A 22308-nucleotide genomic window follows, 5' to 3' on the forward strand; every position below is an offset into this window, starting at 1 on the left:
GCTCAGGCGCCGACCCCCGCCGGCGTCCTCATGTGTGCGGGGGCGGTCAGCCGGTTGTTGGGGTTGTCGCCGAGCGGTTCGCCGTTGACGACGGTCTGCCGACGGGCGTCCAGGAGCGCCTCGTGCAGCGCCTGAGGTGAATCCGCCGTCACCACGAACATGGTGACGGAGTCGAGCTGGTCCGACCTGCCGGACAGCCGCTGCCCGATCTCCTTCGTGAACCGGACGTGGCGTGCGTTCCCGGGAACGGTGATGTCGCGCAGCTCGGTGGTGCCGGGCCGCGGAAGGGTGAGGCACTCGACGGCCCATCCTGCGGGCCTGAGCGCCGCGAGGTCGGGCGACTGTCCGCAGCCGAGGTCCGTCAGCAACTCCTCGTACGGGGTGCCGAGCACCTGCCCGAAGACCAGCACCATCCCCACGCCCGCCACCCGGACGTTGAAGTCGATCAGCTCGACCGGGCCGTCGTCGGCGACCATGACCTCGAGATGGGTGGCCCCGTGGGTGATGCCGAGGCAGTGGTGGAAGGCCACGGCCGCCGCGGCGATCTCGGCGTGCCGCGGGTGCTCGTAGGGGAAGACGACCGCCTGCTCGACCACGGGGTCCGAGGCCAGTACGTAGCGCCCGGACAGCCCGACGACCTTCACCTCGCCGTCGCACACAAGGGATTCGACGGACAGCAGCTCACCGCTCGCCTTCTGTTCCAGGACGAACTCGCCGTTCTGCAGGATGAAGTCACGGGTCATACCGGCGTCGAGCGTGGTCCGTTCGATCTCGGAGGCCGCCGCGTGCAGACCCTCCAGGGAGTCGACGGTGAAGCACAGGGCACTGCCCGTGCCGTTGACCGGCTTGAGGATGGCCGGGCCGTCGAATCCCCAGGTGTCCCAGCGCAGTGCGCCGGTCAGGGTCGTCGAACGGAGCCGTGACAGTCCGGCGGCGCGCAGCCGGTCCCGTACCGCGGCCTTGTCGATCGCCGCGCGCACCGTGTCCGCGCCGCTGGTGGGCAGTCCCACCCGCTCGCGCAGTTCGGCGTCGTAGGGCAGCGCGGCCTCGAACGCGGCGTAGGTGCCGGCGATGTCGTAGCGCCTGCTCAGGTCGTCGAGGACGGCCCGTATCGCGTCCGCGTCGGACCAGGAGGCGATGGGGACGAGCTCGTCGACGACTCCGTCAGGAACCGCGAACGGACCCTGCTGCGGCAGCGGGTTCTGCCCCACCACCACGACCGTCAGGCCCCGGGCCTTCGCCGCTCTCGCCACCAGGGCCACGTGATTGACGAGTTCCAGCAGGACGAATGCTTTCTTCATGGCGGCTCCCTTGTCGGCGTGCGCGCAGTTCCCAGCCGGTGACCAGCAGGGCGATGAGGACGAGATCCAGAGCGATGGCCCACTCGGCACCGAGCGAGTCCATGCCCCAGGAGAAGACGAATCCGAAGACGGCCATCAGGCTGTAGCCGACGGCGGACAGCAGGCCCACGACGGAGGACACCTTGGTCTCGGGCGTGTGGGCGATGAGCCGCTTGTAGTGGTGGGCCCAGATGGCCTCGCCGGTCAGGACGAGAGCCACGAAGGCTGTGAGTGCGAGGACGAGGCTGCCCTGCACCGCGGGAAGCGCCGCGTACATGCAGACGGCGAAGGCGACCGCGGCCAGGGTCAGTCGCCCCTGCCGTGCGTCGGGCACCAGCTCGCGGCGGCTGAGGAACTGGTACAGGAACAGGCCGGCGATGACCGCGAGCGACTCGGCGGTGAAGAACAGCGCGGTCCCCGACTCCCCCAGTCCGAACCACAGATCAGGAACGGCGGTGATCAGCACCTCGTACGTCGCCTGGAAGGCCGTCACCGCCAGGACGATGTAGAAGACGGCCGCGGAGATCACGGGGCTGCCGGCGATGATGCGTGCGGCCGAACGGACGTTCGCCGCCGCGCTCTCCCGCATGCCGCCCGCCGCGCGCCGGGCCTCCTCGATACGGGCCGCGTTGGGCCGCACGAAGGCGAACAGCGCGGCGGACACCAGGAAGGTGGCGACGTCGATCAGCACGACCGTGCCCATCCCGACGAACCGCAGGATGACGGTGCCCACCGCTCCGGCGGCGGCGATCGCGATGAAGAGACTGGAGTTGAGGACGGCGGAGTAGACGTCGGTCTGCTGCTTGTCGAAGAACTGCACCAACGCCTTGACGCGCGCGGCATTCACCGCGCTGTTGAGCAGGGCGCGGACGAAGATCACGGCGACCGCCACCGGGAACTGTTCCGGCGCCAGACATGCCAGGAACAGGACCGTGACCGCAGCCGCGGACAGGTTGAGCCTCAGCAGCAGCCGCCTGGCATCAGCCCGGTCGATGTACTGCGTGGTCAGCAGGCCGACGAAGAGGTTGGCGATCCAGTCCGCGGCGAACACGGCGGATGCCAGGGTGGCGCTTCCCGTCTCGCCGTAGACGAAGGCCACGTAGGAGATCATCAGCAGCTTCGAGCCGAACAGCGAGATGAACGACGCCGCGTACGTCAGCAGGAAGTTGCGGTCGAGGTAGACGCGCATGAGGGGCGCTCCTTGGTGGCTCCATGGCGAGGCCGGGACACCGTCGACCGTAAGCAGCGCCGGCGGAGCCGGGGAACGAGCGCCCCTCGACTTCATCAGTTACGCGACGCGGACCCCCGCGGGTAGGCGTGGCCCACCTGGATCTCGTCGATCTGGAGCTGCTTGTGGAAACGGGGGACCGTCTCCTTCGCCCAGGTGCTGTCGATCTCCAGCCGGATGTAGCGGGTCGTCACGCCGAGGTCGATGAAGCGGGTGCCACGGGCGCTCTCCAGGACGGCCGTTCTGATCGGACTTCCCCAGTTCCTGCCGTCCTTGCTGACGGAGACCTTGTAGTCCTTGATCCGTGCCGAGTCCTCGGGCCGCCCGAAGGTCTCCCTGTTGTATGTCGGCGACCATTCGCGCTGGTTGACGGCGAGGTACTGCGCCTTCTTCACCCGGCCGAGGTCGAGGGTGAGTGACACCGGCACGTGGGCGTCGGAGTCCCAGTAGCTGCTGAAGTCCCCATCGGTCAGGGCGTCGGCGGGGAAGCCGTCCTTGGCCGCGCTCGCCGTGGAGCGTACGGAGGCTGCGGGGTAGAGGCCCTCGCGGTGCGGGTGCGTGTCGACGGTGAGGACCGTGTCGTACGGATCCCAGTCCGTGATGCCCTTGAGCGTGAGACTGCCGTCGCGCTGGTCGAAGGCGATGCGTTCACCGGTCCGCAGGTCGCTGACACGCTTGATCCGGTGACCGTTGTCGCGGATGCGCAGCGTGGTTCCGGCGGTCGGTTTCGTCGTCACATGGATGTACTGCCGGGTCGGCGTCGTCCTGGAGACGGTGAGGTAGCCGTAGGCGCCGTCGTTCCAGGCTCCCGGCTGAAGTCCGCCGTACCGGTATCCGCCGCCGTGGACGCCGGAGAGGGATTTCCGGATGGGCGACAGATAGCGCTGCATGAAGTCGGTGAACTCCTGCTGTTTCGGCGGGAATCTGCCGTCCACCATGGCGGTGAGGTTCATCAGGGACTTGATGGAGGTGCCGGCGTTGGCGACATAGCGTCCGACGTTGAGCCCCGTGGAGACCGGCCGGTCCTGGCCGTCGTACCACCAGGATCCGGTGTCGGGAACCTTGTAGCAGGATTCGGTCAGCCTCGGCATCGGGGTCCAGATCGCGGAGGGCTGGTCGTAGGCGGGCGTCATGCCCGTCTTCTGTTCGTGGGACACCATGTCCATGATCGGCGTGTCCTCGTTGTTGTTGCTGAGCGTCATGTCCGGGCGCTTCTGCCGGATCTGCTCGTAGAGACCGTGCTCCTCCCAGTACGCGTTGTCGTTGTCGATCCAGAACCCGGCCAGGTCGGGGTAGTTGTCCATGACCTCGAAGAAGTTCTCGTAACTGAACTCGCCGAAGCCCGGCCTGGTGGTGAGGTCGACGTCGCGGCCCTTGTACGCCGAGTAGGCCCGGGAGTCCAGCGTCTCGATGCCCTGCTCGGCGTGCCACTGGGGGTCGTCGGTCATGTAGAGGATGACCTCGAGTCCCTCGGACTTCGCGGCGGTGACGAGCTCGCCGAGGATGTCGCGCTCGGTGGAGCAGCTGCCGGGGATGTCGGAGGGCCAGGGGCGGGCGTAACCGAGCCGGGAGTGGAAGGTCGCCAGCACGATGTAGCTCGCACTGAGCTTCTTCGCCTCGTCGACCCAGTACTCGGCGGTCCAGCCGCCGTCGGTGACGGCCTTCTCCCATGCGGCGCAGTCGTGGTGCATGGGGCGGGTGAACATGCCCCAGTGGAGGAAGAGTCCGGCGGTGGCGTTCTGGAGCATCGTCTGGCGTGGCGGCCAGGGCGCCTCCGGGCCGACGCCGGCGCCGGCGCCGGCGGGGACGGAGGCGGAGGGCGCGGGGTGGGAGGTGGCGGGGTGCGCCGTGAACAGGCCGCACAGCAGGGCGAGTACGGCGATCCAGACGGCGCCGGCGGCGCGTCGTCTCATGGGAGGGTCACCTCGGTTCCGTTGACGAAGACCTCACGGATCGTCAGATCCGTGGCAGGCCCGAAGATGTTGGCGTCGGCGATGCCGGTGAAGGTGCAGCGTTCGATGTGGACGCCGGTGAACGGGTCGGACTCCAGTCCCTCCAGGTTGATGGCGCGTCGTGCGCCGTCGTGCACCATGTCCTCGATGCGGACATTGCGGATGACGGCGGGCCGGTCGCCCTGCTGATTGCTGTAGCGGGTGGTCAGATAGATGCAGTCCCGGTCGATGGCGCGGCCGGTGAACCGGCGGACGTACACCCCGTCGATGTAGCCGCCGCGCTTCTTGTTGGTCTTGATGAAGACCGGATGGCGGGGGTTGTACCGGCCGGGGAAGTCGAGCGGGTTGATCCGGCAGTCCTCGGCGAAGATGTCGCGTGCCCCGCCGGACATCTCGCTGCCGACGGCGATGCCGCCCCACCGTCCGGAGAACACGCAGTCGCGTACGACGATGTTCTCGCTGGGCACGCCGACGCGGATGCCGTCCTCGTCGCGCCCGGACTTGACGGCGATGGAGTCGTCCTCGGTGTGGAAGCGACAGCCGCTGATGAGGACGTCCGTGCAGCTCTCCGGGTCGACCCCGTCACTGTTGTTGATGCGGCCGATGACATCGACGTCCTGGAGGGTGACATTGCGGCACAGCACCGGATGGATGGTCCACATGGGCGGCTCGAGGACGGTGATGTCCCGCATCAGGATGTTGCGGCATCGGTAGAACTGGACCATGTTGGGCCGCAGATGATGGCCGTCGCCGAAGACGCGCTGCTCGACGGGAACGCCCTCGGAACCCATCCGTCGCAGTTCGGCCTGGTCGACGAGTGCGTTGCCGCCCGGGTCGCGCCAGCCCTTCCAAGGGCCGTCCATGCCTTGGCCGTCGAGGGTGCCGCGTCCGGTGATGGCAAGGTTCTTCTGCCCGTGGGCGTAGATGAACGACGAGTAGTTGTAGCACTCGGTGCCCTCCCAGCGGGTGAACACCACCGGGAGGTAGTCGCGCGGCTCCTTGGAGAACAGCACGGTGGCGCCTTCGCTCACATGCAGTTCCACATTGCTCAGCAGATGGACGGCGCCGGTGAGGAACCGGCCTTCGGGCACGAGCACCCGGCCGCCGCCGGCCCTGTTGCAGGCCCTGATCGCGGCACGGAACGCCTCGGTGTTCTTCGTCAGCCCGTCCCCTACGGCCCCGTGGTCGGTGATGTCGAAGCAGCGGTCGGGGAACGCCGGCGGGCGGATGCGCTTCAGGATGTGCGGGACCTTGTCCCAGGGGTCGCAGGCCATCCGGGCGACGGTGGCCTCGGCGGCTGCGACGGTCTCGGCGCCGAGCACCGGCGGCAGGGCCGCCGCGGCGGCCGTGACGCCCACACGGGTGAGGAAGGCACGTCGGGAGGTCGGGGGCGGTTTCACGGACGGTTCACCTCTTCCGATGAGGGGCGGGGTACGGCGATCGAGTCGTAGCGGTCCCAGCCCTGGGAGATCCGGGTGCGGTACTTGTCCGCCTCGGCAGCGTCACGAATCCAGTCCCACTCGCCGCTCGCGGCCTTGTCGGGGTAGGCGCGCATCTCGTCGGCGATGTTCTTCGACTCGTCGAGCCCGCTCCAGATCAGCCGCTTCATCGGCTCCGTCTGCTCCTGCGGTCCCCGGACGTAGACGCGGTAGCCGAAGTAGGCGGTGCTGACGGCGAGATGGAGTCGGGCGGTGAGCACTGTCCGCTCGAAGTAGGCGTTCAGCTGCCGGTGGTCGGCCGCGGACAGATTAGGCCGGGCCTGGTCGATGTCGCGCAGCGCTGCCCGCGCGAGCTGCACTCCGTACGCCTTCTCCTTCAGCACGTACCGCAGGTACTCGCGGTTCATGGTGTTCCTGTCGGTGAGCCAGCCGTTCTCCAGGACGTGCGGGTTCTCGCGTTTCATCGTGGCCGAGGTCTTGCAGTACGCAGGTCCGAGATGCTCGACGACCCCCGTCCAGAAGTGGAACGTCCTGTCGACCGTGTGGCGCACCTGCGTCACGGGCGGGTCGATCCACTTGCCGGAGATGCTGCGGTCGTAGCTGGAGCAGTACGGGTCGTAGTCCAGGCGCGAGTGGTTGGCGTTGTTGGTGCCGAGCGTGTAGAGCGTCGAGGTGACGATGTCGTACGACCTGGCGAGCGCGGCCGCCACCTTGGGCGCCGCCTTCGGGCCGTAGGTGCGTGCGGCGAATGCGCGGTACATGTCCTCGGGCCGCGCCCGGCGGTCCTTGTCGGCGCGTGCGAGGGCGTAGAGGTTGATCTCGGTGGGGGTGCCGACGATCCGCGACTCCTTGTAGCGGTCGGTGCGCGCCACATAGCCGATGACGTTCGGCTGTTTCTGGAAGTACCGCATCCGGTCGACGTGTTCCTCGGTGAACGCGTTCGCGATCTTCCCCTGGCCGTTGTATTCGCCGGTGGTGTCGTACTCGACGAGCACGGGGCGCTTGATGCGGGTGACGGTCGTGTCGACCGGATGGGTGAGGAAGAAGTCGTGCGGCTGAGCCTTGATCACGACGCGGGCGGCCTTGTTCGTGACCAGGTCGATGGCCTTGATCGTGCGTTCCATCTCCTGCGGGAAGTAGCCGAAGGTCCTCAGATAGAGACCGAGTCCGCGCTCCTCGTCGACGACGTCGGCGACCTGGTCGACGAGGTACGCGAGCTTGGCCTCCTCGGTCATGAGCTTTGCGGAGTACTGCCGCTCGACGCGCGCCCCGGTCTCGATGAAGGTCAGGACGACTGCGTCGACATCCGGGACCAGGTCGAGCATCTGCCGGTAGTCGTCCCGGAACCACTCCCAGAAGGCGGGATTGTCGAGGTCGATGGTGCCGCCGGGTCCCGTGCGGAATTCGGCCGGGTAGTAGTCCAGGCTGTACAGCGCGTGGTCCCAGATGGCGACCTCGCCGATGCCCGCCCGGTGGGCGGCGGCGGTGATGCGGTTGGCCTGGACGCGCTTCCTCTCCTCGCGTACCTCCCTCAGGTCGTGCACGATCTCGTGGCTGATCTGGAGGTGGTTGATGCCGTACTCCGGGGCGGCGGCGATCACTTCGTCGGCGCCCTTGTCGCTGTCGGAGAGGATGGTCCAGCCGCGGACAGGGGATCCTGACCGGCCGTCCGGCTCGGTCCGGTCCGTGGCACCGCCGGGCTGGACGGCACCGGCGAGGGCGAGGCAGAGAACCGCGAGCAGGGTCACTCCCCGCCTGATGATCATGCTCATGACACCTCCACCCCGTTCACGGACACCTTGTGGAACGTCAGGTCGTCGGTGAAGGCGATGGTGTCCGGGCCGCGGACCCCGGTGAAGGTGCAGTGGGACAGATGGACACCGCGCAGCCGGTCCGTGTCCAGCCCCACGAGAGCGAGGACAGCGCGAGCGCCGTCGATCCGCATCTCGGAGAGATGGATGTCGTGCACGGACACCGGCAACGTGCCGCCCTCGCCGCCGTTGTAGTTCATGTTGACGAAAGCGATCTCGCGCTCCACCGCGCGTCCCTCGAACCTGCGCACGTACACCCCCTCGATGGCACTGCCGCGTTTTTTGCTCGCCTTGACGTACAGCGGGTACTTCACGGGGTGATGTCCGGGAAAGTCGGGCGCGTTGACCCGGCAGCGCTCGGCGAAGACGTTGCGCACCCCGCCGGACATCTCGCTGCCGACCGTGATGCCGCCCCACCGGCCCGAGAACGCACAGTCCTGGACGACGATGTTCTCGCTCGGCACGCCGACCCGGTGGCCGTCCTCGTCCCGGCCGGACTTGACCGCGACGCAGTCGTCGTTGGTGTTGAAACGGCAGCCGCTGATGTGGACATAGCTGGACGACTCCGGGTCGCAGCCGTCGGTGTTGTAGAGGGTGCTCTCGACCGTGACGTCCCGGACGGTCACATGCGTCGACAGCACCGGATGCACGGTCCACATGGGCGGGTCGACGATCGTCAGATCGCTGACCAGCACATCGCGGCAGCGGTAGAACTGCACCATCTTGGGCCGGAGATGGTGCCCTTCGCCGAAGATCCGCTCCTCGACCGGCACTCCGGTGGAGCCCATCCGGCGCAGCAGCTTCTGGTCGGCCCCTTGGGGACCCCCGTTGCGGTACCAGCTCTCCCACGGGCCCAGGCGGGCCTGTCCGTCGAGAGTGCCCCGGCCGGTCACGCCCACGTTCCGCTGCCCGTAGGCGTAGATGAAGGGCGAGTAGTTGAAGCACTCGGTTCCCTCCCACCGGGTGAGCACGGCGGGGAGGAAGTCGGCCGGGTCGGGGCTGAAGGCGAGCGTGGCGCCCTCGGAGACATGGAGGTCGACATGGCTGCGCAGATGGACGGCGCCCGTGAGAAACCTGCCCGGCGGAACGACGACATGGCCGCCGCCCGCGCGGTGGCAGGCCTCGATCGCGGCGCGCAGGGCAGCCGTGCTCTTCGTGATCCCGTCCCCCACCGCCCCGTAGTCGGTGATGTCGAAGTACCGGCGGTGAAAGCGCGGGGGCCGGATCCGGGCAAGGATGCGGGGAACCTGGCGCCAGGGATCGTCCCGGACGGCAGCCGCCTCGGCAGGGCCGGCGGCGAGGGCCGGCAGCAGGGCGCCTGCTGCCAGCGCTCCGCCGGCCATGAGGGCCGAGCGGCGGGAGGGGTGCGACGGGCACGAGGGGTGCGGATGCATGGCGGATCACCTTCCGTGTGTGGGGCGGGCGGGATCAGCGTCCGGTCCGGTCCTCCTTCACCCTGGTCACCAGCTGTGTCGGATTGACGAAACGCAGGGCCGCCACCAGCAGCACCAGCATCGACAGCGTGTACATCACCGCCATCGCGTCGATCGACTGCTGGGTGCGGATGCCCGCCGAGAACACCGCGTAGTAGAGGGCCACGACGAGGGTCTGGCTGTCGGGCCCGGCGGTGAGGAACGTCAGCTCGAACATGCCGACCGTGCGGACCAGGACCAGGACGGACGCGGCGAGTACGCCCGGCAGCAGCAGTGGCGCCAGAACCCTCAGCAGCACCGCGCGCGTCCCCGCCCCGCACATCCGCGCCGCCGACTCGATCCGCGGATCGATCTGCTCGATGAACGGCGTCAGCGTCAGCACCACGAACGGCACCGACGGCACCAGATTCGCCAGCACCACCCCGGTGAAGGTGCCGGCCAGCTGGAACTTGTACAGCACGGTCGCCAGGGGGATTCCGTACGTGATCGGCGGGACGAGGATCGGCAGCAGGAACAGCAGCAGGACGAGCCTCTTGCCGGGGAAGTTGCGCCGGGCCAGCGCGTACGCCGCCGGGACGCCGACGAGCACCGAGCCGGCGACGACGAGCACGCTGACGAGAGCGGTGGTCCAGAAGACCTGGCCGAGCGAGAACTCCTGCCAGGCCGACCCGTACCACTTCGTCGTCCATCCGTCGGGCAGCCAGCTGGTGAACCACCGGGTGCCGAACGAGTCGACGAGCGGCACCCCGACGACCCCGGCGAGATTGACGAAGAAGAAGCCGAAGACGGCGGCGGCCACCCACGTGCCGGGACGGCCGAAGCGCCGCCTCCCCGCGGCCCTCATCCCTTGCCTCCCGTCGCACCGCGGTACAGCATCGAGCGCCAGGCCAGCACCAGGATCACGACCGCCGCCATGACCGCGGCCATCACCATCGCGATCGCCGAGCCGAGGGAGTAGTCGAACCGCTGGAAGGCCGCCTGGTACGCCTCGATCGAGATCACATGCGTACTCCCCCGCGGGTCGCCGACGAGCTGCGCGGACGGGAACACCGCGAAGGCCAGGACGAAGGAGAGGCAGAAGGTGATCGCGAGACCCGGCGCGAGGAGCGGCAGCGTGATGTGCCGAAACCGCTGGAACCGCCGCGCGCCGAGGGTCGCGGCGGCCTGTTCCAGGCTCGGGTCGATCCCCGTGAGGTACGACAGCGTGAGCAGATACGAGAACGGGAACCCGGTGATCACCAGAGACGCGAAGACACCCCAGTAGTTGTGCACCAGTTCCAGAGGCTCGTGGACGACACCGATCGCCAACAGGGCTTTGTTGAGCCAGCCGTTGGGGCCGAGGTAGCCCAGCAGTCCCTGGGCGGTCAGCACGGTGCCGAGGGTGATGGGCATGACCAGCAGCGTGGTGATCAGCCGCCGGCCGCGGAAGGCGCCTCGGGTACGGAAGGCCACCGGAACGGCCGCGAGGCAGTTCACCAGGGCCACGGGCACGGCGAGTTGAAGGGTGATGAGGACCGTCTCCCGCAGGTACGGGTCGGCGAAGAACTCCCGGTAGTTCGCGAGCGCGCCGCCGCCGTCCTTGGGCTGGAAGGACAGCTGGAGGCCGTAGAGGAACGGGTAGCAGAAGAGGAGGACGAGGAAGAGCACGCCGGGTGCGAGCAGAATCAGGGTGCGGTCGATGCCGCGCTCGGCCAGCCGGTGGCCGAGCCCCGGGCGGGCGGACGGCCCCCGTTCGTGGGCGGCCTGCGGCGTCGCCTGTGTCGCGGTCACCGTGCCGCCTCCGCCTGCCTCGGCAGTCCGGCGGCCGGCTGCGGCACCGGTTGTCCCTCGTCCGCGGCGAAGACGAGCACGCGGCCCGGCCGTGCCGCCAGCTCCACCGCATCGCCCGGCGCGACCCGGGACGCCGTGCGGAAGTGCACCTGTCGGCCGTCCCGCAGCCGCGCCTGGACGGCGAGTTCACGTCCGTGGTACTCGACGACCTCGATGGCCACGGGGATGCGCGCGTCCGCGTCCTCGCCCGCGATGTCCAGGTCCTCGGGCCGAATCGCAGCGACGGCCTGCGCGCCCGGCGCGAGGTGCTCGCGGCCGAGGCCGGTCAGCGGCACGCCCGCGAGCCGCAGGCGGACGGCGCCGTTGCCGCCTTCATCCGGGACGACGGTCACGGCCAGCATGTTGCGGTAGCCCATGAACCCCGCGACACAGCGGTTGGCGGGACTGCCGTACACCTCTTCCGGTGTGCCTGCCTGCTGCATCACCCCGTCCCGCAGGACCACGAGCCGGTCGGCGAGCGAGAGCGCCTCTTCCTGGTCGTGCGTGACATACACGGTCGTCAGCCCGAGGTCCTGGTGCAGCCGTCGGATCTCGGTCCGCATCTCCAGCCGCAGCGCCGCGTCGAGGTTGGACAGCGGCTCGTCCATGAGCACCAGCCGCGGTTCCAGGACGATCGCGCGGGCGATGGCGACCCGCTGCTGCTGACCGCCGGAGAGCTGGCCCGGCCGCTTCCCGGCGTGCCCGGTCAGCTGCACCATCGCCAGCGCATGGTCCACCCGCCGCGCGGTGTCCGCCTTGCCGGTCTTCGCCATCCTCAGGCCGAAGGCGACATTGCCGCGGACGGTCAGATGCGGGAAGAGCGCATAGTTCTGGAACACCATGCCGAATCCGCGGCGCTCCGGCGCGATGCGGTCGATGCGTTCGTCGTCGAGCCAGATCGAGCCGCCGGTGAGCGGGAGCAGCCCGGCCAGGCAGTTCAGCGCGGTCGACTTCCCGCAGCCGGACGGGCCGAGGAGGGCGACGAACTCACCGCCCCGGATGTCGAGTCGGAGGTCCCGCAGCGCCGCATGGCGGCCGAAGCTGCGGGAGACCCGGTCCAGTCTGAGCGTGGAGAAGGCGGACATCAGCGGCCTGCGACCCGGCGGTTCCACAGGTCGAACGCCTTCACCTGTGCTTCGGCCGGCAGACTCGGCTGCTTCGGGAACGTCTCGATCCACTCGTCGAACTCCGGGACGCCGAACTCCTTCAGCACCTGCTGCGACTTCTGCGGCGCCATGCCGACCGGCACATTCGCGATGGCGGGTCCGGGGTAGAAGTACCCGTCGTCGTAGGCCTTGGCCTGTTGCTCGGGGGTGAGCATCCATGCGATGAGTGCGAGGGCCGCCGACATCGTGTCGGCATCGACTCCCTTGGGCACGACCGCGTACTGGGCGTCGGTCACCCAGGTCATCGCGTCGAAGTGGCCGGCCTTCATCTTCTTCGGCACGGTGCCCAGCGCCCGCGGGTTGATGTACCAGCCCGTCGTCGTCATCACCATGTCGTGCTGGCCGGACGCCAGGTTCTTCATGGTCTCCGTGGTGCCCGACCCGTACACGCCGATGTACTTGTCGAGTTCCTCGAGGTACGCCCACGTCCTGTCCCAGCCCTCGACCGGATCCTTGGGGTCCTTGTCGCCCAGGAGGTAGGGCAGTCCCATCAGGAACGTGCGTCCCGGGCCGGAGTTGGCGGGGTCGGCGTACTGGAACTTCCTGGGATGTGCCTTGGCCCAGGCGAGCAGCTCGGCGGGGGTGGTCGGCGGGTCGGGCACCTTGTCCGGGTTGTATTCGACGAGGGGTCCCGAGGGGTAGTAGACGACCGCGGTGCCGTGTCCCTGCGCCAGTTTCTGCATGGCGGCCGCGGGCGGCAGGTAGTCCGGTGTGCCGATGCGGGACTGATGCTCCGTCATCGAGCTCCACAGCCCCTGCGACAGTCCGGCGGCGAGGCCGTCCGTACCGGTGAGGACGAGGTCGATCTGCACCCGGCCCGCCTGCTGCTGGGCCTTGATCTTGCCGGCGAGATCAGGGGCGGGCGCTTTGGAGTAGGTGACGTCGCCGATGATGTCGGGATGCTCTTCGACGAACGCGTCGATCATGCCCTGGGTCAGCTGGAGGTTCCCGGCGACATCGAGGATGTCGAGGGTGACCGGCCGGGCGGGTTTCGCCGGGATCTTTCCCTGGGCCTTCCCCCCGGAATCCGGAGTCCCTGAGTCCGGGGCGCCGCACCCCGCGGCGGCCACTGCGAGCAGCAGTCCCGCGAGCGCGATCCTTGCTGAACGGTTGCGCAGTAAACGGGACATGGCGACTCGCATCCCTCTGGAGAGATAGCGCTTTCTGTGCCCTGTGCCCGACCAAAGTCCACCCCGTCCGGGGCCGTGTCAAGAGAGTGCGCCGGTGGAACCGCGTACCCGCAGCTCAACGGGGATCGTCTCCGGTTCGATGTCCTCGTCACCGGCCATGATCCAGCCCAGTGCGGCGCCCGCGGCCCGCCCCAGCACGTCCCGCGGAACCGCTACCGTCGTCAGCGGAGGCGCCGAGAAGCGAGCCAGATCTATCTCGTCGAATCCGGTCAGGGACATGTCCTGCGGTATGCGTACGCCCAGTTCGGCGAAGCGGGCGAGTACGCCCAGCGCGACGAAGTCGTTGTACGCCACCACCGCCGTCGCTCCGCTCTCCAGGGCCGCGGGGGCCGCCGCGTATCCGTCGTCGGTGGTGGACCCGCAGGGCACCGACACGACTTCGAGCCCGAAGGCCTCGGCCCCCGAAAGCGCGCGCCTGCGCTCCTCGTTGGCCCATGCGCGGGCGGGCCCGTCGAGATAGACGACCTTGCGGTGGCCCAGCCGTGCGAGATGACCGCACACGGCCATGATGCCGCGGAAGAAGTCCACCGTGATCGAATGCAGGGCCAGGCCCGCGTCCTGCCGGTTGGTGACGAGCATCGGGCAGTCACGCCCGGCCAGTGCGGCGAGGTCGGCGCGCGGCATCCGCGGCGAGCACAGCAGCAGGCCGTCCGCGTGGCGGATCAGGTCCTCGGCGAGCTCGCGCTCCACCTCGGGGTCCTCGTCGGAGTCCATCACCAGGACGCGGGTGCCGGCCTCCCTGGCCACGACCGACACCGATTTGATGATGTCGTGGAAGTAGGGGTTCGCGAGGTCGGGGACCAGCACCCCGATCGTGCCGGAACGGCCGCGGGCCAGCCCCTGGGCCGCGGCGCTCGGCCGGTAACCGAGCTCACCGATGGCCGTTTTGACCCGTTCGGCGAGACCTGGCGCGACGGTGTCCACACCGTTCAGCACCCGGGACACCGTGGCGACCGAGGCCCCCGCCTCCCGCGCGACATCCGCGATCGTGACCCGCTTGGCACGCTTCGAGGCAACCATCAGGTAACTCCCCCTCAGGCACGGCCCCGGGAACCGGTGTGCGCCAGGGCCGAGAAACCGGTTTCTCGCCCGAGGAACGTAGCAGAGTCACAGGCAAGCCGGACCATCGCGGCCGAGTAGCGTACGGGCATGAAGCTCACGATTCTCGGCGGCGGCGGATTCCGGGTGCCTCTCGTGTACGGGGCGCTGCTCGGCGATCACGCCGAGGGCCGGGTCACCGATGTCACCCTGCACGACGTGGACGCGGACCGGCTCGACGCGGTGGCACGGGTGCTCGCCGGGCAGGCCGCCGGGCAGCCCGACGCCCCGCGCGTCACCGTGACGGGGGACCTCGACGAGGCGGTCCGCGGCGCGGACTTCGTGTTCTCCGCGATCCGCGTCGGAGGTCTCGACGGACGCGCTGCCGACGAGCGGATCGCCCTGGCCGAGGGCGTGCTCGGGCAGGAGACGGTGGGCGCGGGCGGGATCGCGTACGGGCTGCGCACGGTCCCCGTGGCCGTGGACATCGCGCGCCGGGTCGCGGAACTGGCACCCGCGGCCTGGGTCATCAACTTCACCAACCCGGCCGGCCTCGTCACCGAGGCGATGAGCCGGGTCCTCGGCGACCGGGTCATCGGCATCTGCGACTCCCCGGTGGGTCTGGGACGCCGGGTCGCGAAGATCCTCGGCGCCGATCCGGCGACCGCGTGGATCGACTACGTCGGGCTCAACCATCTCGGCTGGCTGCGCGGGCTGCGCACGGGCGGACGCGACCGACTGCCCGAGTTGCTGGCCGACACCGCGGCGCTGGGTTCGTTCGAGGAGGGGAAGCTCTTCGGCCCGGACTGGCTCCGCTCCATCGGCGCGATCCCGAACGAGTACCTGCACTACTACTACTTCAACCGCGAGACGGTGCGCGCCTACCAGGAGGCGAAGCAGACGCGCGGTGCGTTCCTGCGGGCCCAGCAGGCCGGATTCTACGAGGAGATGAAGCGTCCCGGGAGCGTGCCGCTGGACGCATGGCGACGCACGCTCGCCGAGCGTGAGGCGACCTACATGGCCGCCAACAGGGAGGCTGCCGGGGTCGGGGAGCGCGACGAGGACGATCTGGAGTCCGGCGGATACGAGAAGGTCGCACTGGCGCTGATGCGTGCCGTCGCCCGCGACGAACGCACCACGCTCATCCTCAACGTCCGCAACCGGGGCACCCTTTCCGTCCTCGACGCGGACGCGGTGATCGAGGTGCCGTGCTTCGTGGACGCGAACGGCGCGCACCCGGTGGCCGTCGATCCGCTGCCCTTGCACGCAACCGGCCTGGTGACCTCGGTCAAGGCCGTCGAACGGGAGGTGCTTGCGGCCGCGGAGGGCGGTTCGCTGTCCACGGCGGTCAAGGCCTTCGCCCTCCATCCGCTCGTCGACTCGGTGGGCGTCGCCCGCCGCCTCGTCGACGGTTACCGTGCCGCGCACCCGGGTCTGGCCTATCTCAGGCAGCCGTAGGCGGGGGCGTCACGCCGGGCCCTCGTTCGGTCCTGGCGAGTCCTTACGGACCTGTGACGCACCCGCGCGGATCGGTGATCAGGGGTGATCACCGCCGTAGCGTCGGGGACATGCGAGTACTGGTCACAGGAGGCGCGGGCTTCATCGGCTCGCACATCGTCGCGGCACTGGCGTCGCGCGGACATGATCCGGTCGTGTTCGACGCCCTGCTCCCCCAGGCGCATCCGGTGCCTCCCCGGCTGCCGGACGCCGAGTTCGTCCACGGCGACGTACGGGACCGGGCGGTCGTGGCGCACGCACTGCGCGGGGTGGACGCGGTGTGCCACCAGGCCGCGATGGTCGGACTCGGCACGGACTTCTCCGACGCCCCCGGTTACGTGGGCTGCAACGACCTCGGCACCGCCGTGCTGCTGGCGGCCATGGCGGAGGCGGGAGTCGGGGACCTGGTGCTCGCGGGGTCGATGGTGATCTACGGCGAGGGCCGCTACGACTGTCCCCGGCACGGGCAGGTGCGGCCGGGACCGCGCACCGCCACGGACCTGGCGGCCGGGCACTTCGAGCCCCGGTGCCCGGAGTGCGGGACAGCGCCGGCACCCGGCCTGGTCGGCGAGGACACCCCGGCCGATCCGCGCAACGTGTACGCCGCGACGAAGCTGGCGCAGGAGCATCTGGCCGCGGCCTGGGCCCGGTCGGGCGGCGGACGGGCGGTCTCGCTGCGCTACCACAACGTGTACGGGCCCGGGATGCCGCGCGACACCCCGTACGCGGGCGTCGCCTCGTTCTTCCGGTCGGCACTGGAGCGGGGCGAGGCGCCGAGGGTCTTCGAGGACGGGCGCCAGCGCAGGGACTTCGTGCATGTGCGCGACGTGGCGGAGGCGAACGCGATCGCTCTGGAAGCGGTCCACGGGCGGACACCCGGTGTCCTCGCCGCGTACAACGCCGGCAGCGGCAGCCCGCACACCGTCGGGGAGATGGCCGCCGCGCTGGCCGAGGCGCGCGGCGGGCCCACTCCGATCGTCACGGGCGAGTTCCGGCTCGGCGACGTCCGCCACATCACTGCCGACTCGTCGCGTCTGACGGCCGAGTTCGGCTGGAAGGCGCGCATCGGATTCACCGAGGGCATGGCGGAGTTCGCGGCGAGCGGGCTGCGGGGTGCACGGTCATGAGCGTGGATGTCGTCCTTCCGTGCCTCGACGAGGCACAGGCCCTGCCATGGGTGCTGGCACGCATCCCGGCGGGATGGCGGGCGATCGTCGTCGACAACGGGTCGACGGACGGTTCGGACCGGATCGCCCGCGCTCTGGGCGCCCTCGTCGTGCAGGAGCCGCGGCGCGGATTCGGCGCCGCGTGCCATGCGGGTCTGCTCGCTGCCGACGCCGAGTTCGTGTGCTTCTGCGACTGCGACGCGAGCCTGGATCCCGGGCTGCTCACCGGATTCGTACGCCACGTCGCGGACGGGGAGTCCGACTTGGTGCTGGGCCGCCGACGCCCGCAGGGGCGCGGGGCATGGCCCGCGCACGCACGGGCGGGGAACGCCGCGCTGTCGCGGATGCTGCGCAGGCGCACCGGGCTGCGACTGCACGACCTGGGCCCGATGAGAGCGGCACGCCGGACGGATCTGCTGGCGCTGGGTCTGACCGACCGGCGCAGCGGCTACCCCCTGCAGATGGTGGTCCGCGCGGCGGACGCCGGACTGCGGATCGTGGAGAGGGACGTCCCGTATCTGCCGAGGGCGGGGAGGTCGAAGGTGACGGGCACATGGCGGGGCACCTGGCAGGCGGTGCGCGACATGCGCGCCGTGCTGGCGGAGGAGCCACGGGCCGAGTCGGCGGGCGGTGTCCGGTGAACGCAACGCTGCTCGTCATCGCCAAGGCCCCGGTACCGGGCCGGGTGAAGACCCGTCTGACACCGGTCTTCACGCCCGAGGAGGCCGCACTGCTCGCCGAGGCCGCGCTGCGGGACACGCTGGACGCCGTACGGGCCACGCCGGCGCGACGGCGTGTGCTCGTCCTGGACGGCCGGCCCGGGGACTGGCTCCCGCCCGGCTTCGAGGTCGTTCCGCAGTGCGGCGGCGGCCTCGACGAACGGCTGGCGCACGCGTTCGGGCTGTGCACGGGCGCGCCCGGCGGACCAGTTTTGCTGGTGGGCATGGACACCCCGCAGATCACTCCCCGACTGCTGCTCACAGGGTTGGCGGCGGAGCCGTCCGAGGCGTCCTTCGGCGCCGCCGAGGACGGCGGCTTCTGGGCGCTCGGCTTCGGTGCGGCGCCGTCGCCGGAACTGCTGCGCGGTGTGCCGATGTCGTCGCCCCGGACAGGTGCGGTGCAACGGGCGCGGCTGGTGGCGGCCGGGCTGACGGTACGTGAACTGCCGCGTCTCAGGGACGTGGACACCGTCGCCGACGCCCGTGCCGTCGCCGCGCTCGCGCCGCGGACCCGGTTCGCCGCGACCCTGGCCCGGCTGGCCGGGGCGGGGGCCCGATGACGGCCCCGGCCGCCTGGCAGGCCGACCCGTACACCGATGCCCTGCGGACCGAACGCGGGCCGTTGTTCCTGCGGCGCCCGGACGGCTGGCTGCTGCCGCTGGAGGTCGAACGCTGGTGCGCCGACCCGGACGACGCGGATCTCACCGTGCTGGAACGGTGCCGGGGAGCAGTCCTGGACATCGGCTGCGGCCCCGGCCGCCTGGTCGCGGCGCTGGCGGCGCTCGGCCTGCCCGCGCTCGGCATCGACGTCAGCCCGGAGGCCGTGGCGCGCACGATACGCATCGGCGGGAGGGCGTTGCGCCGGTCGGTGTTCGACCCTGTGCCGAGGGAGGGCATGTGGGACACGGCCCTGCTGATCGACGGCAACGTCGGCATCGGCGGCGACCCGGCGGCCCTGCTGGCGCGGGTGGGTGAAGTGGTCGCTGCCGACGGCTGCGTGATCGTGGAGACGTCGCCGCTGGACGTGGACGAGCGGGCGGAGGTCCGGGTGTTCGCTGGCGCGGGCGTCGAGGGTGCGGCCTTTCCCTGGGCCAGGGTGGGGTCGGCGGCGCTGCGCCGGTACGCGGGGGCGACGGGGTGGGTACGGGGCGAGACGTGGACGTCGGCGGGCCGGCACTTCGCGGTGCTGCGGCGGGCAAGGTGACGCGGTGGGCCCCTCTCAGCCGGAGACCACCCGCAGCGCCCCCGGGCGGCGGCCCGTCAACGCGTCCAGTCCCCGCGACGTCGCCTCGTCCGCAGGCAGCTGCACCAGCAGGCGCTGGTCGTCGTCCGTCGGGAGTTCCAGCGTCTCGTAGGACAGGCGCAGTGCGCCCGCCTCGGGGTGGGTGAGGCGCGTGACGCCGTTGGGTCGTGGCAGGCCCGGCACGGACCGCACCCGGTCGGCGAACACCGCTCCCGCGGTCACCGTCAGTTCGTCCGCCAGGCCCGCGACATGGCGGTCCGCCAGGAACGGTCCCTGCTTCAGCGCGGCGACCTGTTCGTCGGCCACCTGGTCCCAGTCGGGGAACGCCTCCCGTGCCCGGTCGTCGGTGAAGACGTAGCGCGCCAGGTTCGGCGGGTCGCCGTCGAGCATGCCGAGCGGGCGGGCGAGGTGTTCGTACGCGTCGGTCCAGGCGAGCTGTTCGCCGAGGCGGTTGAGCACCACCGCCGGGGCCGGTTCGAGCCGGTCGAGCAGTGCGCGCACCGGGGGCCGCACGAGGCGGTTGGGCGTCGCGTCCCCCATGCAGCTGAAGCCGCCGTCGGCGCTCTTGGAGAGGCGGTGCAGATGGATGCGTTCGGCGGGCGCGAGCCGCAGCGCGTCGGCCAGTGCCGACAGCACGGGAGGTGAGGGCCTGCGGTCGCGGCCCTGCTCCAGGCGCGTCACGTATTCGACGCTGACCCCGGCGAGGGTGGCCAGTTCGGAGCGACGCAGTCCCGGCGTGCGGCGCCGCGGCCCGGTGGGCAGACCGACGTCGGCCGGTGCGATCGCCTCGCGGCGCGTGCGCAGGAAGAGACCCAGCTCGTTGTCGCTCACCCGTCGAACGTAACAGTCCCGCCTCCGCGGATCGTGGCCCTGTCACTACCAGCCTCGGCCCGGCCTTCCTGGGCACGGGCGAGGGCGGCAGGTTGGGAGGTGCGCCGCCCGGCCCGGGCGGTGCGAGGGATCACATCCAAGGAGTATCCGCATGTCCGAGAACAGCCTTCACCTCGCCGTGATCGTCGGCAGCGTCCGGGAGGGCCGGTTCGGGCCGGTCGTCGCCCGGTGGTTCGCCGAACAGGCCGAGCAGCACGGCCGTTTCACCGTCGATGTCATCGACCTGGCGGAGACACCGCTGCCGCTGGCGCTGCCGCCCGTGCCCCCGGCCCTTCAGCCCGGGATGGACCGGCCGGCCGCGATGGCGGAGCTCACCCGGCGACTTGATGCTGCCGACGCCTACGTGGTGGTGACGCCCGACTACAACCGCAGTTTCCCCGCCTCCCTGAAGGCTGCCGTCGACTGGCACTACACGCAGTGGCAGGCCAAGGCGATCGGCTTCGTGGGTTACAGCGGGGGCAGCGGCGGGCTGCTGGCGATCGAGCAGTTGCGGCAGGTGTTCGGCGAGCTGCACGCGCACACCGTCCGCGACTACGTCAGCTTCCCGCGGTACTTCGAGCTGTTCGCCCCCGACGGTTCCCTCATCGCCCCGGAGGGTCCGAACGGCGCGGCGAAGGTGCTGCTCGACCAGCTGGAGTGGTGGGGGTCCGTGCTGTCCGACGCCCGTCGTGAGCGGCCGTTCGCCGCCTGAGGCCGGGAACGTGCCACGGCGTGCGGGGGCCCCGGGGGGCGCGGGGCCGCCCGCGGTGGCCCCACCACCATCGCCCGCCTGCGGCCGCGAGCGTGATCACCGCCACGGCGGCGATCGTCAACAGCCAGTTGCGCGGATAGTCCAGCGGCAGCGCCGAGGGGTTCGTGGGTGCGCCGGGCCGCAGCAGCACCGGCAGTGCGACGAGGGTGAGGCAGCCTGCCGTCATCAGCGCCCCGCGCACCAGTCCCCGGGCGGGCAGACTCGCGACCAGCAGGCCCACGGCGAGCACCACGGGAGCGATGATCCCGTCGTGCACGACGACCGCGCCCACGAGCCACAGGGCGACATCCCCGATCTGCCCGCCGTCCACCAGCAGTGAGGCACCGACGGCCATCAGGGCCAGACCGACCGCGCCGATGACGTACCGCATCACAGCACCTCCATCCTCGTGACCCACTTGGTCTGGAGCACTCCGGGCCGGTTGGGCGCGATGATGCGGGCGGGGTAGCCGTGGTCGAGGGAGAGGACCTGTCCGTTCAGGCGCAGGGCCAGGAGGGTGAGGGGGTCGTCGGTGTAGCCGCCGCCCATCTCCATGATCCGGTAGGCGCCGCGCCGCTCCAGCGAGATCACGCGCAGCGCGGTGCCGGGCGCGGCGCCCGCCCTCAGCAGCAGATCCTCGATGCGTACGCCGGTCCACTCGGCGGACTTGCTCCAGCCTTCCACGCACGCGATGGGGAGCGTGACGGTGTGCTGGGGCAGGGCGACGAGTTCGTCGAGCGTCAGCTCGTAGGGGCGCGGGCCGGTCACGGTGAGCCGCCAGTCGGCGGCGACGGGTGCGCCGACTCCTGCCGCGGCGGCGGTGCGGTTCACGGGCAGTCCCTGCGGGCCGTGGTCCGGGTGGCGGGGCGCGAGCAGGTCGAGGCGCCGTAGTGGGGTGAAGGACTGGCCGACGGTCGTCACGGTGACGGCTCCTACGGCCGCGGTCAGCCCGAGCAGCAGGGAGCGCCGGTCGGGACCGTCCTCGGCAGGCAGCTCGCGCGTCCCCTGCGAGCGTTCGGTCCAATGCGCCCTGATCTGCGGATACTTCACGGCGACGTGCAGGAGCAGCGCGCCGGTCAGCAGCCAGGCCACGGCGAAGTGGACGGGGACGAAGGAGAACGGCCAGGGATACCACTGGACGATGTTGAGCAGCCCGATCGCCAGTTGGAAGACGGACGCGGCGACGAGCACGCCGATCGACAGCCGCTCCAGCGCGTGGGGTACGGAGCGCACCGGCGGCCGCACGAACAGCCGCGGGTAGACGGTCCAGAGCTTCGCCAGCAGCAGCGGGACGGCGGCGATGCCGCTGGCCACGTGCAGCCCCTGGGTGACGCGGTAGCCCCAGTACGGCCTGCTCGGCAGGAGGTCGGCCGCCCATACCGGCGGATGCTGGAGATAGTGGCTGATCAGACCGGTCACGAAGCAGACGGCGAACGCGGCACCCAGCAGGCGGCCGATCGCGGTGGCCGTCCTGGCGTCGTGCAGGCGGCCGGAGAACGTCGGCAGCGGAGGCCGGGGCAGGTCCGCGAACCGTCGGGTGATCGAGGGCGGCCGGATCTTCATGTCTTCCATGAGAACCCCGCCGACCGCCGTGTGGGCGGTCGGACACCTTACGGAATGCGGACGTCGCACCGCGCATACCGCGATCCGCCCGCC

General features: G+C 70.5%; 20 protein-coding genes. 6 read left to right on the forward strand and 14 right to left on the reverse strand.

Translation table 11 applies throughout. The features are described 5' to 3' along the window. Positions 1-2: 2 nt before the first annotated feature. From AC067Z_RS20500 to AC067Z_RS20550, 11 genes are all read right to left on the reverse strand, one after another. Positions 3-1262: an ATP-grasp domain-containing protein gene (locus tag AC067Z_RS20500; protein ID WP_478791065.1), complete on the reverse strand. Its 1260-nt coding sequence runs from the start codon at positions 1260-1262 to the stop codon at positions 3-5. Beyond that, on the reverse strand, positions 1165-2529 hold the full coding sequence (locus AC067Z_RS20505; RefSeq protein WP_478790974.1) for an MFS transporter: 1365 nt from the start codon (positions 2527-2529) through the stop codon (positions 1165-1167). Before AC067Z_RS20505 ends, AC067Z_RS20500 begins: the two co-directional genes overlap by 98 nt. Positions 2530-2624: 95 nt before the next feature. Further along, positions 2625-4481 carry an alpha-L-fucosidase gene (locus AC067Z_RS20510; RefSeq protein ID WP_478790975.1) on the reverse strand — a complete coding sequence of 619 codons (1857 nt, stop codon included), beginning with the start codon at positions 4479-4481 and terminating at the stop codon, positions 2625-2627. Next, positions 4478-5920, reverse strand: a complete 1443-nt coding sequence (locus AC067Z_RS20515) for a glycoside hydrolase family 28 protein (RefSeq protein ID WP_478790976.1) — start codon at positions 5918-5920, stop codon at positions 4478-4480. Before AC067Z_RS20515 ends, AC067Z_RS20510 begins: the two co-directional genes overlap by 4 nt. Continuing rightward, positions 5917-7731: a hypothetical protein gene (locus tag AC067Z_RS20520; RefSeq protein ID WP_478790977.1), complete on the reverse strand. Its 1815-nt coding sequence runs from the start codon at positions 7729-7731 to the stop codon at positions 5917-5919. Before AC067Z_RS20520 ends, AC067Z_RS20515 begins: the two co-directional genes overlap by 4 nt. Then, positions 7728-9164 carry a glycoside hydrolase family 28 protein gene (locus AC067Z_RS20525; RefSeq protein WP_478790978.1) on the reverse strand — a complete coding sequence of 479 codons (1437 nt, stop codon included), beginning with the start codon at positions 9162-9164 and terminating at the stop codon, positions 7728-7730. Before AC067Z_RS20525 ends, AC067Z_RS20520 begins: the two co-directional genes overlap by 4 nt. A gap of 34 nt (positions 9165-9198) precedes the next feature. Next, positions 9199-10047, reverse strand: coding sequence for an ABC transporter permease (locus AC067Z_RS20530; protein WP_478790979.1), 849 nt, complete (start codon positions 10045-10047; stop codon positions 9199-9201). After that, positions 10044-10973 (reverse strand): ABC transporter permease, encoded by a 930-nt coding sequence (locus AC067Z_RS20535; protein WP_478790980.1) that lies wholly within the window; start codon positions 10971-10973, stop codon positions 10044-10046. The genes AC067Z_RS20530 and AC067Z_RS20535 overlap by 4 nt, the downstream gene beginning before the upstream one ends. Beyond that, complete coding sequence (locus AC067Z_RS20540) at positions 10970-12124, reverse strand: ABC transporter ATP-binding protein (protein ID WP_478790981.1); 1155 nt, start codon at positions 12122-12124, stop codon at positions 10970-10972. The genes AC067Z_RS20535 and AC067Z_RS20540 overlap by 4 nt, the downstream gene beginning before the upstream one ends. Continuing rightward, on the reverse strand, positions 12097-13308 hold the full coding sequence (locus AC067Z_RS20545) for an ABC transporter substrate-binding protein (RefSeq protein WP_478790982.1): 1212 nt from the start codon (positions 13306-13308) through the stop codon (positions 12097-12099). The genes AC067Z_RS20540 and AC067Z_RS20545 overlap by 28 nt, the downstream gene beginning before the upstream one ends. Positions 13309-13386: 78 nt before the next feature. After that, a complete protein-coding gene (locus AC067Z_RS20550; RefSeq protein ID WP_478790983.1) occupies positions 13387-14388 on the reverse strand; it encodes a LacI family DNA-binding transcriptional regulator in 1002 nt (333 codons plus the stop codon). 129 nt (positions 14389-14517) lie between these two features. Here AC067Z_RS20550 and AC067Z_RS20555 point away from each other — a divergent pair, with 129 nt between their 5' ends. The 5 genes from AC067Z_RS20555 to AC067Z_RS20575 all read left to right on the forward strand — a co-directional run bounded on the left by AC067Z_RS20555 (position 14518) and on the right by AC067Z_RS20575 (position 18992). Then, entirely contained in the window at positions 14518-15864 is a 1347-nt protein-coding gene (locus tag AC067Z_RS20555) for a 6-phospho-beta-glucosidase (protein WP_478790984.1), read from the forward strand. 110 nt (positions 15865-15974) lie between these two features. Beyond that, positions 15975-17030 carry an NAD-dependent epimerase/dehydratase family protein gene (locus AC067Z_RS20560; protein WP_478790985.1) on the forward strand — a complete coding sequence of 352 codons (1056 nt, stop codon included), beginning with the start codon at positions 15975-15977 and terminating at the stop codon, positions 17028-17030. Further along, positions 17027-17710 carry a glycosyltransferase family 2 protein gene (locus AC067Z_RS20565; RefSeq protein ID WP_478790986.1) on the forward strand — a complete coding sequence of 228 codons (684 nt, stop codon included), beginning with the start codon at positions 17027-17029 and terminating at the stop codon, positions 17708-17710. The genes AC067Z_RS20560 and AC067Z_RS20565 overlap by 4 nt, the downstream gene beginning before the upstream one ends. Beyond that, complete coding sequence (locus AC067Z_RS20570; RefSeq protein ID WP_478790987.1) at positions 17707-18348, forward strand: TIGR04282 family arsenosugar biosynthesis glycosyltransferase; 642 nt, start codon at positions 17707-17709, stop codon at positions 18346-18348. Before AC067Z_RS20565 ends, AC067Z_RS20570 begins: the two co-directional genes overlap by 4 nt. After that, positions 18345-18992: a methyltransferase domain-containing protein gene (locus AC067Z_RS20575; RefSeq protein WP_478790988.1), complete on the forward strand. Its 648-nt coding sequence runs from the start codon at positions 18345-18347 to the stop codon at positions 18990-18992. Before AC067Z_RS20570 ends, AC067Z_RS20575 begins: the two co-directional genes overlap by 4 nt. Positions 18993-19007: 15 nt before the next feature. On the opposite strand, the gene AC067Z_RS20580 is transcribed toward AC067Z_RS20575, so the two are convergent. Beyond that, positions 19008-19862: a helix-turn-helix transcriptional regulator gene (locus tag AC067Z_RS20580; protein ID WP_478790989.1), complete on the reverse strand. Its 855-nt coding sequence runs from the start codon at positions 19860-19862 to the stop codon at positions 19008-19010. A 151-nt stretch (positions 19863-20013) separates the two neighbouring features. Between AC067Z_RS20580 and AC067Z_RS20585 the strand changes: the two genes are divergently transcribed. Then, on the forward strand, positions 20014-20613 hold the full coding sequence (locus AC067Z_RS20585) for an NADPH-dependent FMN reductase (protein ID WP_478790990.1): 600 nt from the start codon (positions 20014-20016) through the stop codon (positions 20611-20613). Here AC067Z_RS20585 and AC067Z_RS20590 read toward each other — a convergent pair. Both AC067Z_RS20590 and AC067Z_RS20595 read right to left on the reverse strand, forming a co-directional pair. Then, positions 20504-21043, reverse strand: coding sequence for a hypothetical protein (locus AC067Z_RS20590; protein ID WP_478790991.1), 540 nt, complete (start codon positions 21041-21043; stop codon positions 20504-20506). The two genes, AC067Z_RS20585 and AC067Z_RS20590, sit on opposite strands and share 110 nt — an antisense overlap. After that, positions 21043-22215: a molybdopterin-dependent oxidoreductase gene (locus AC067Z_RS20595; RefSeq protein ID WP_478790992.1), complete on the reverse strand. Its 1173-nt coding sequence runs from the start codon at positions 22213-22215 to the stop codon at positions 21043-21045. Before AC067Z_RS20595 ends, AC067Z_RS20590 begins: the two co-directional genes overlap by 1 nt. Positions 22216-22308 lie beyond the last annotated feature (93 nt).

This window comes from Streptomyces sp. NPDC043812, assembly GCF_056436245.1.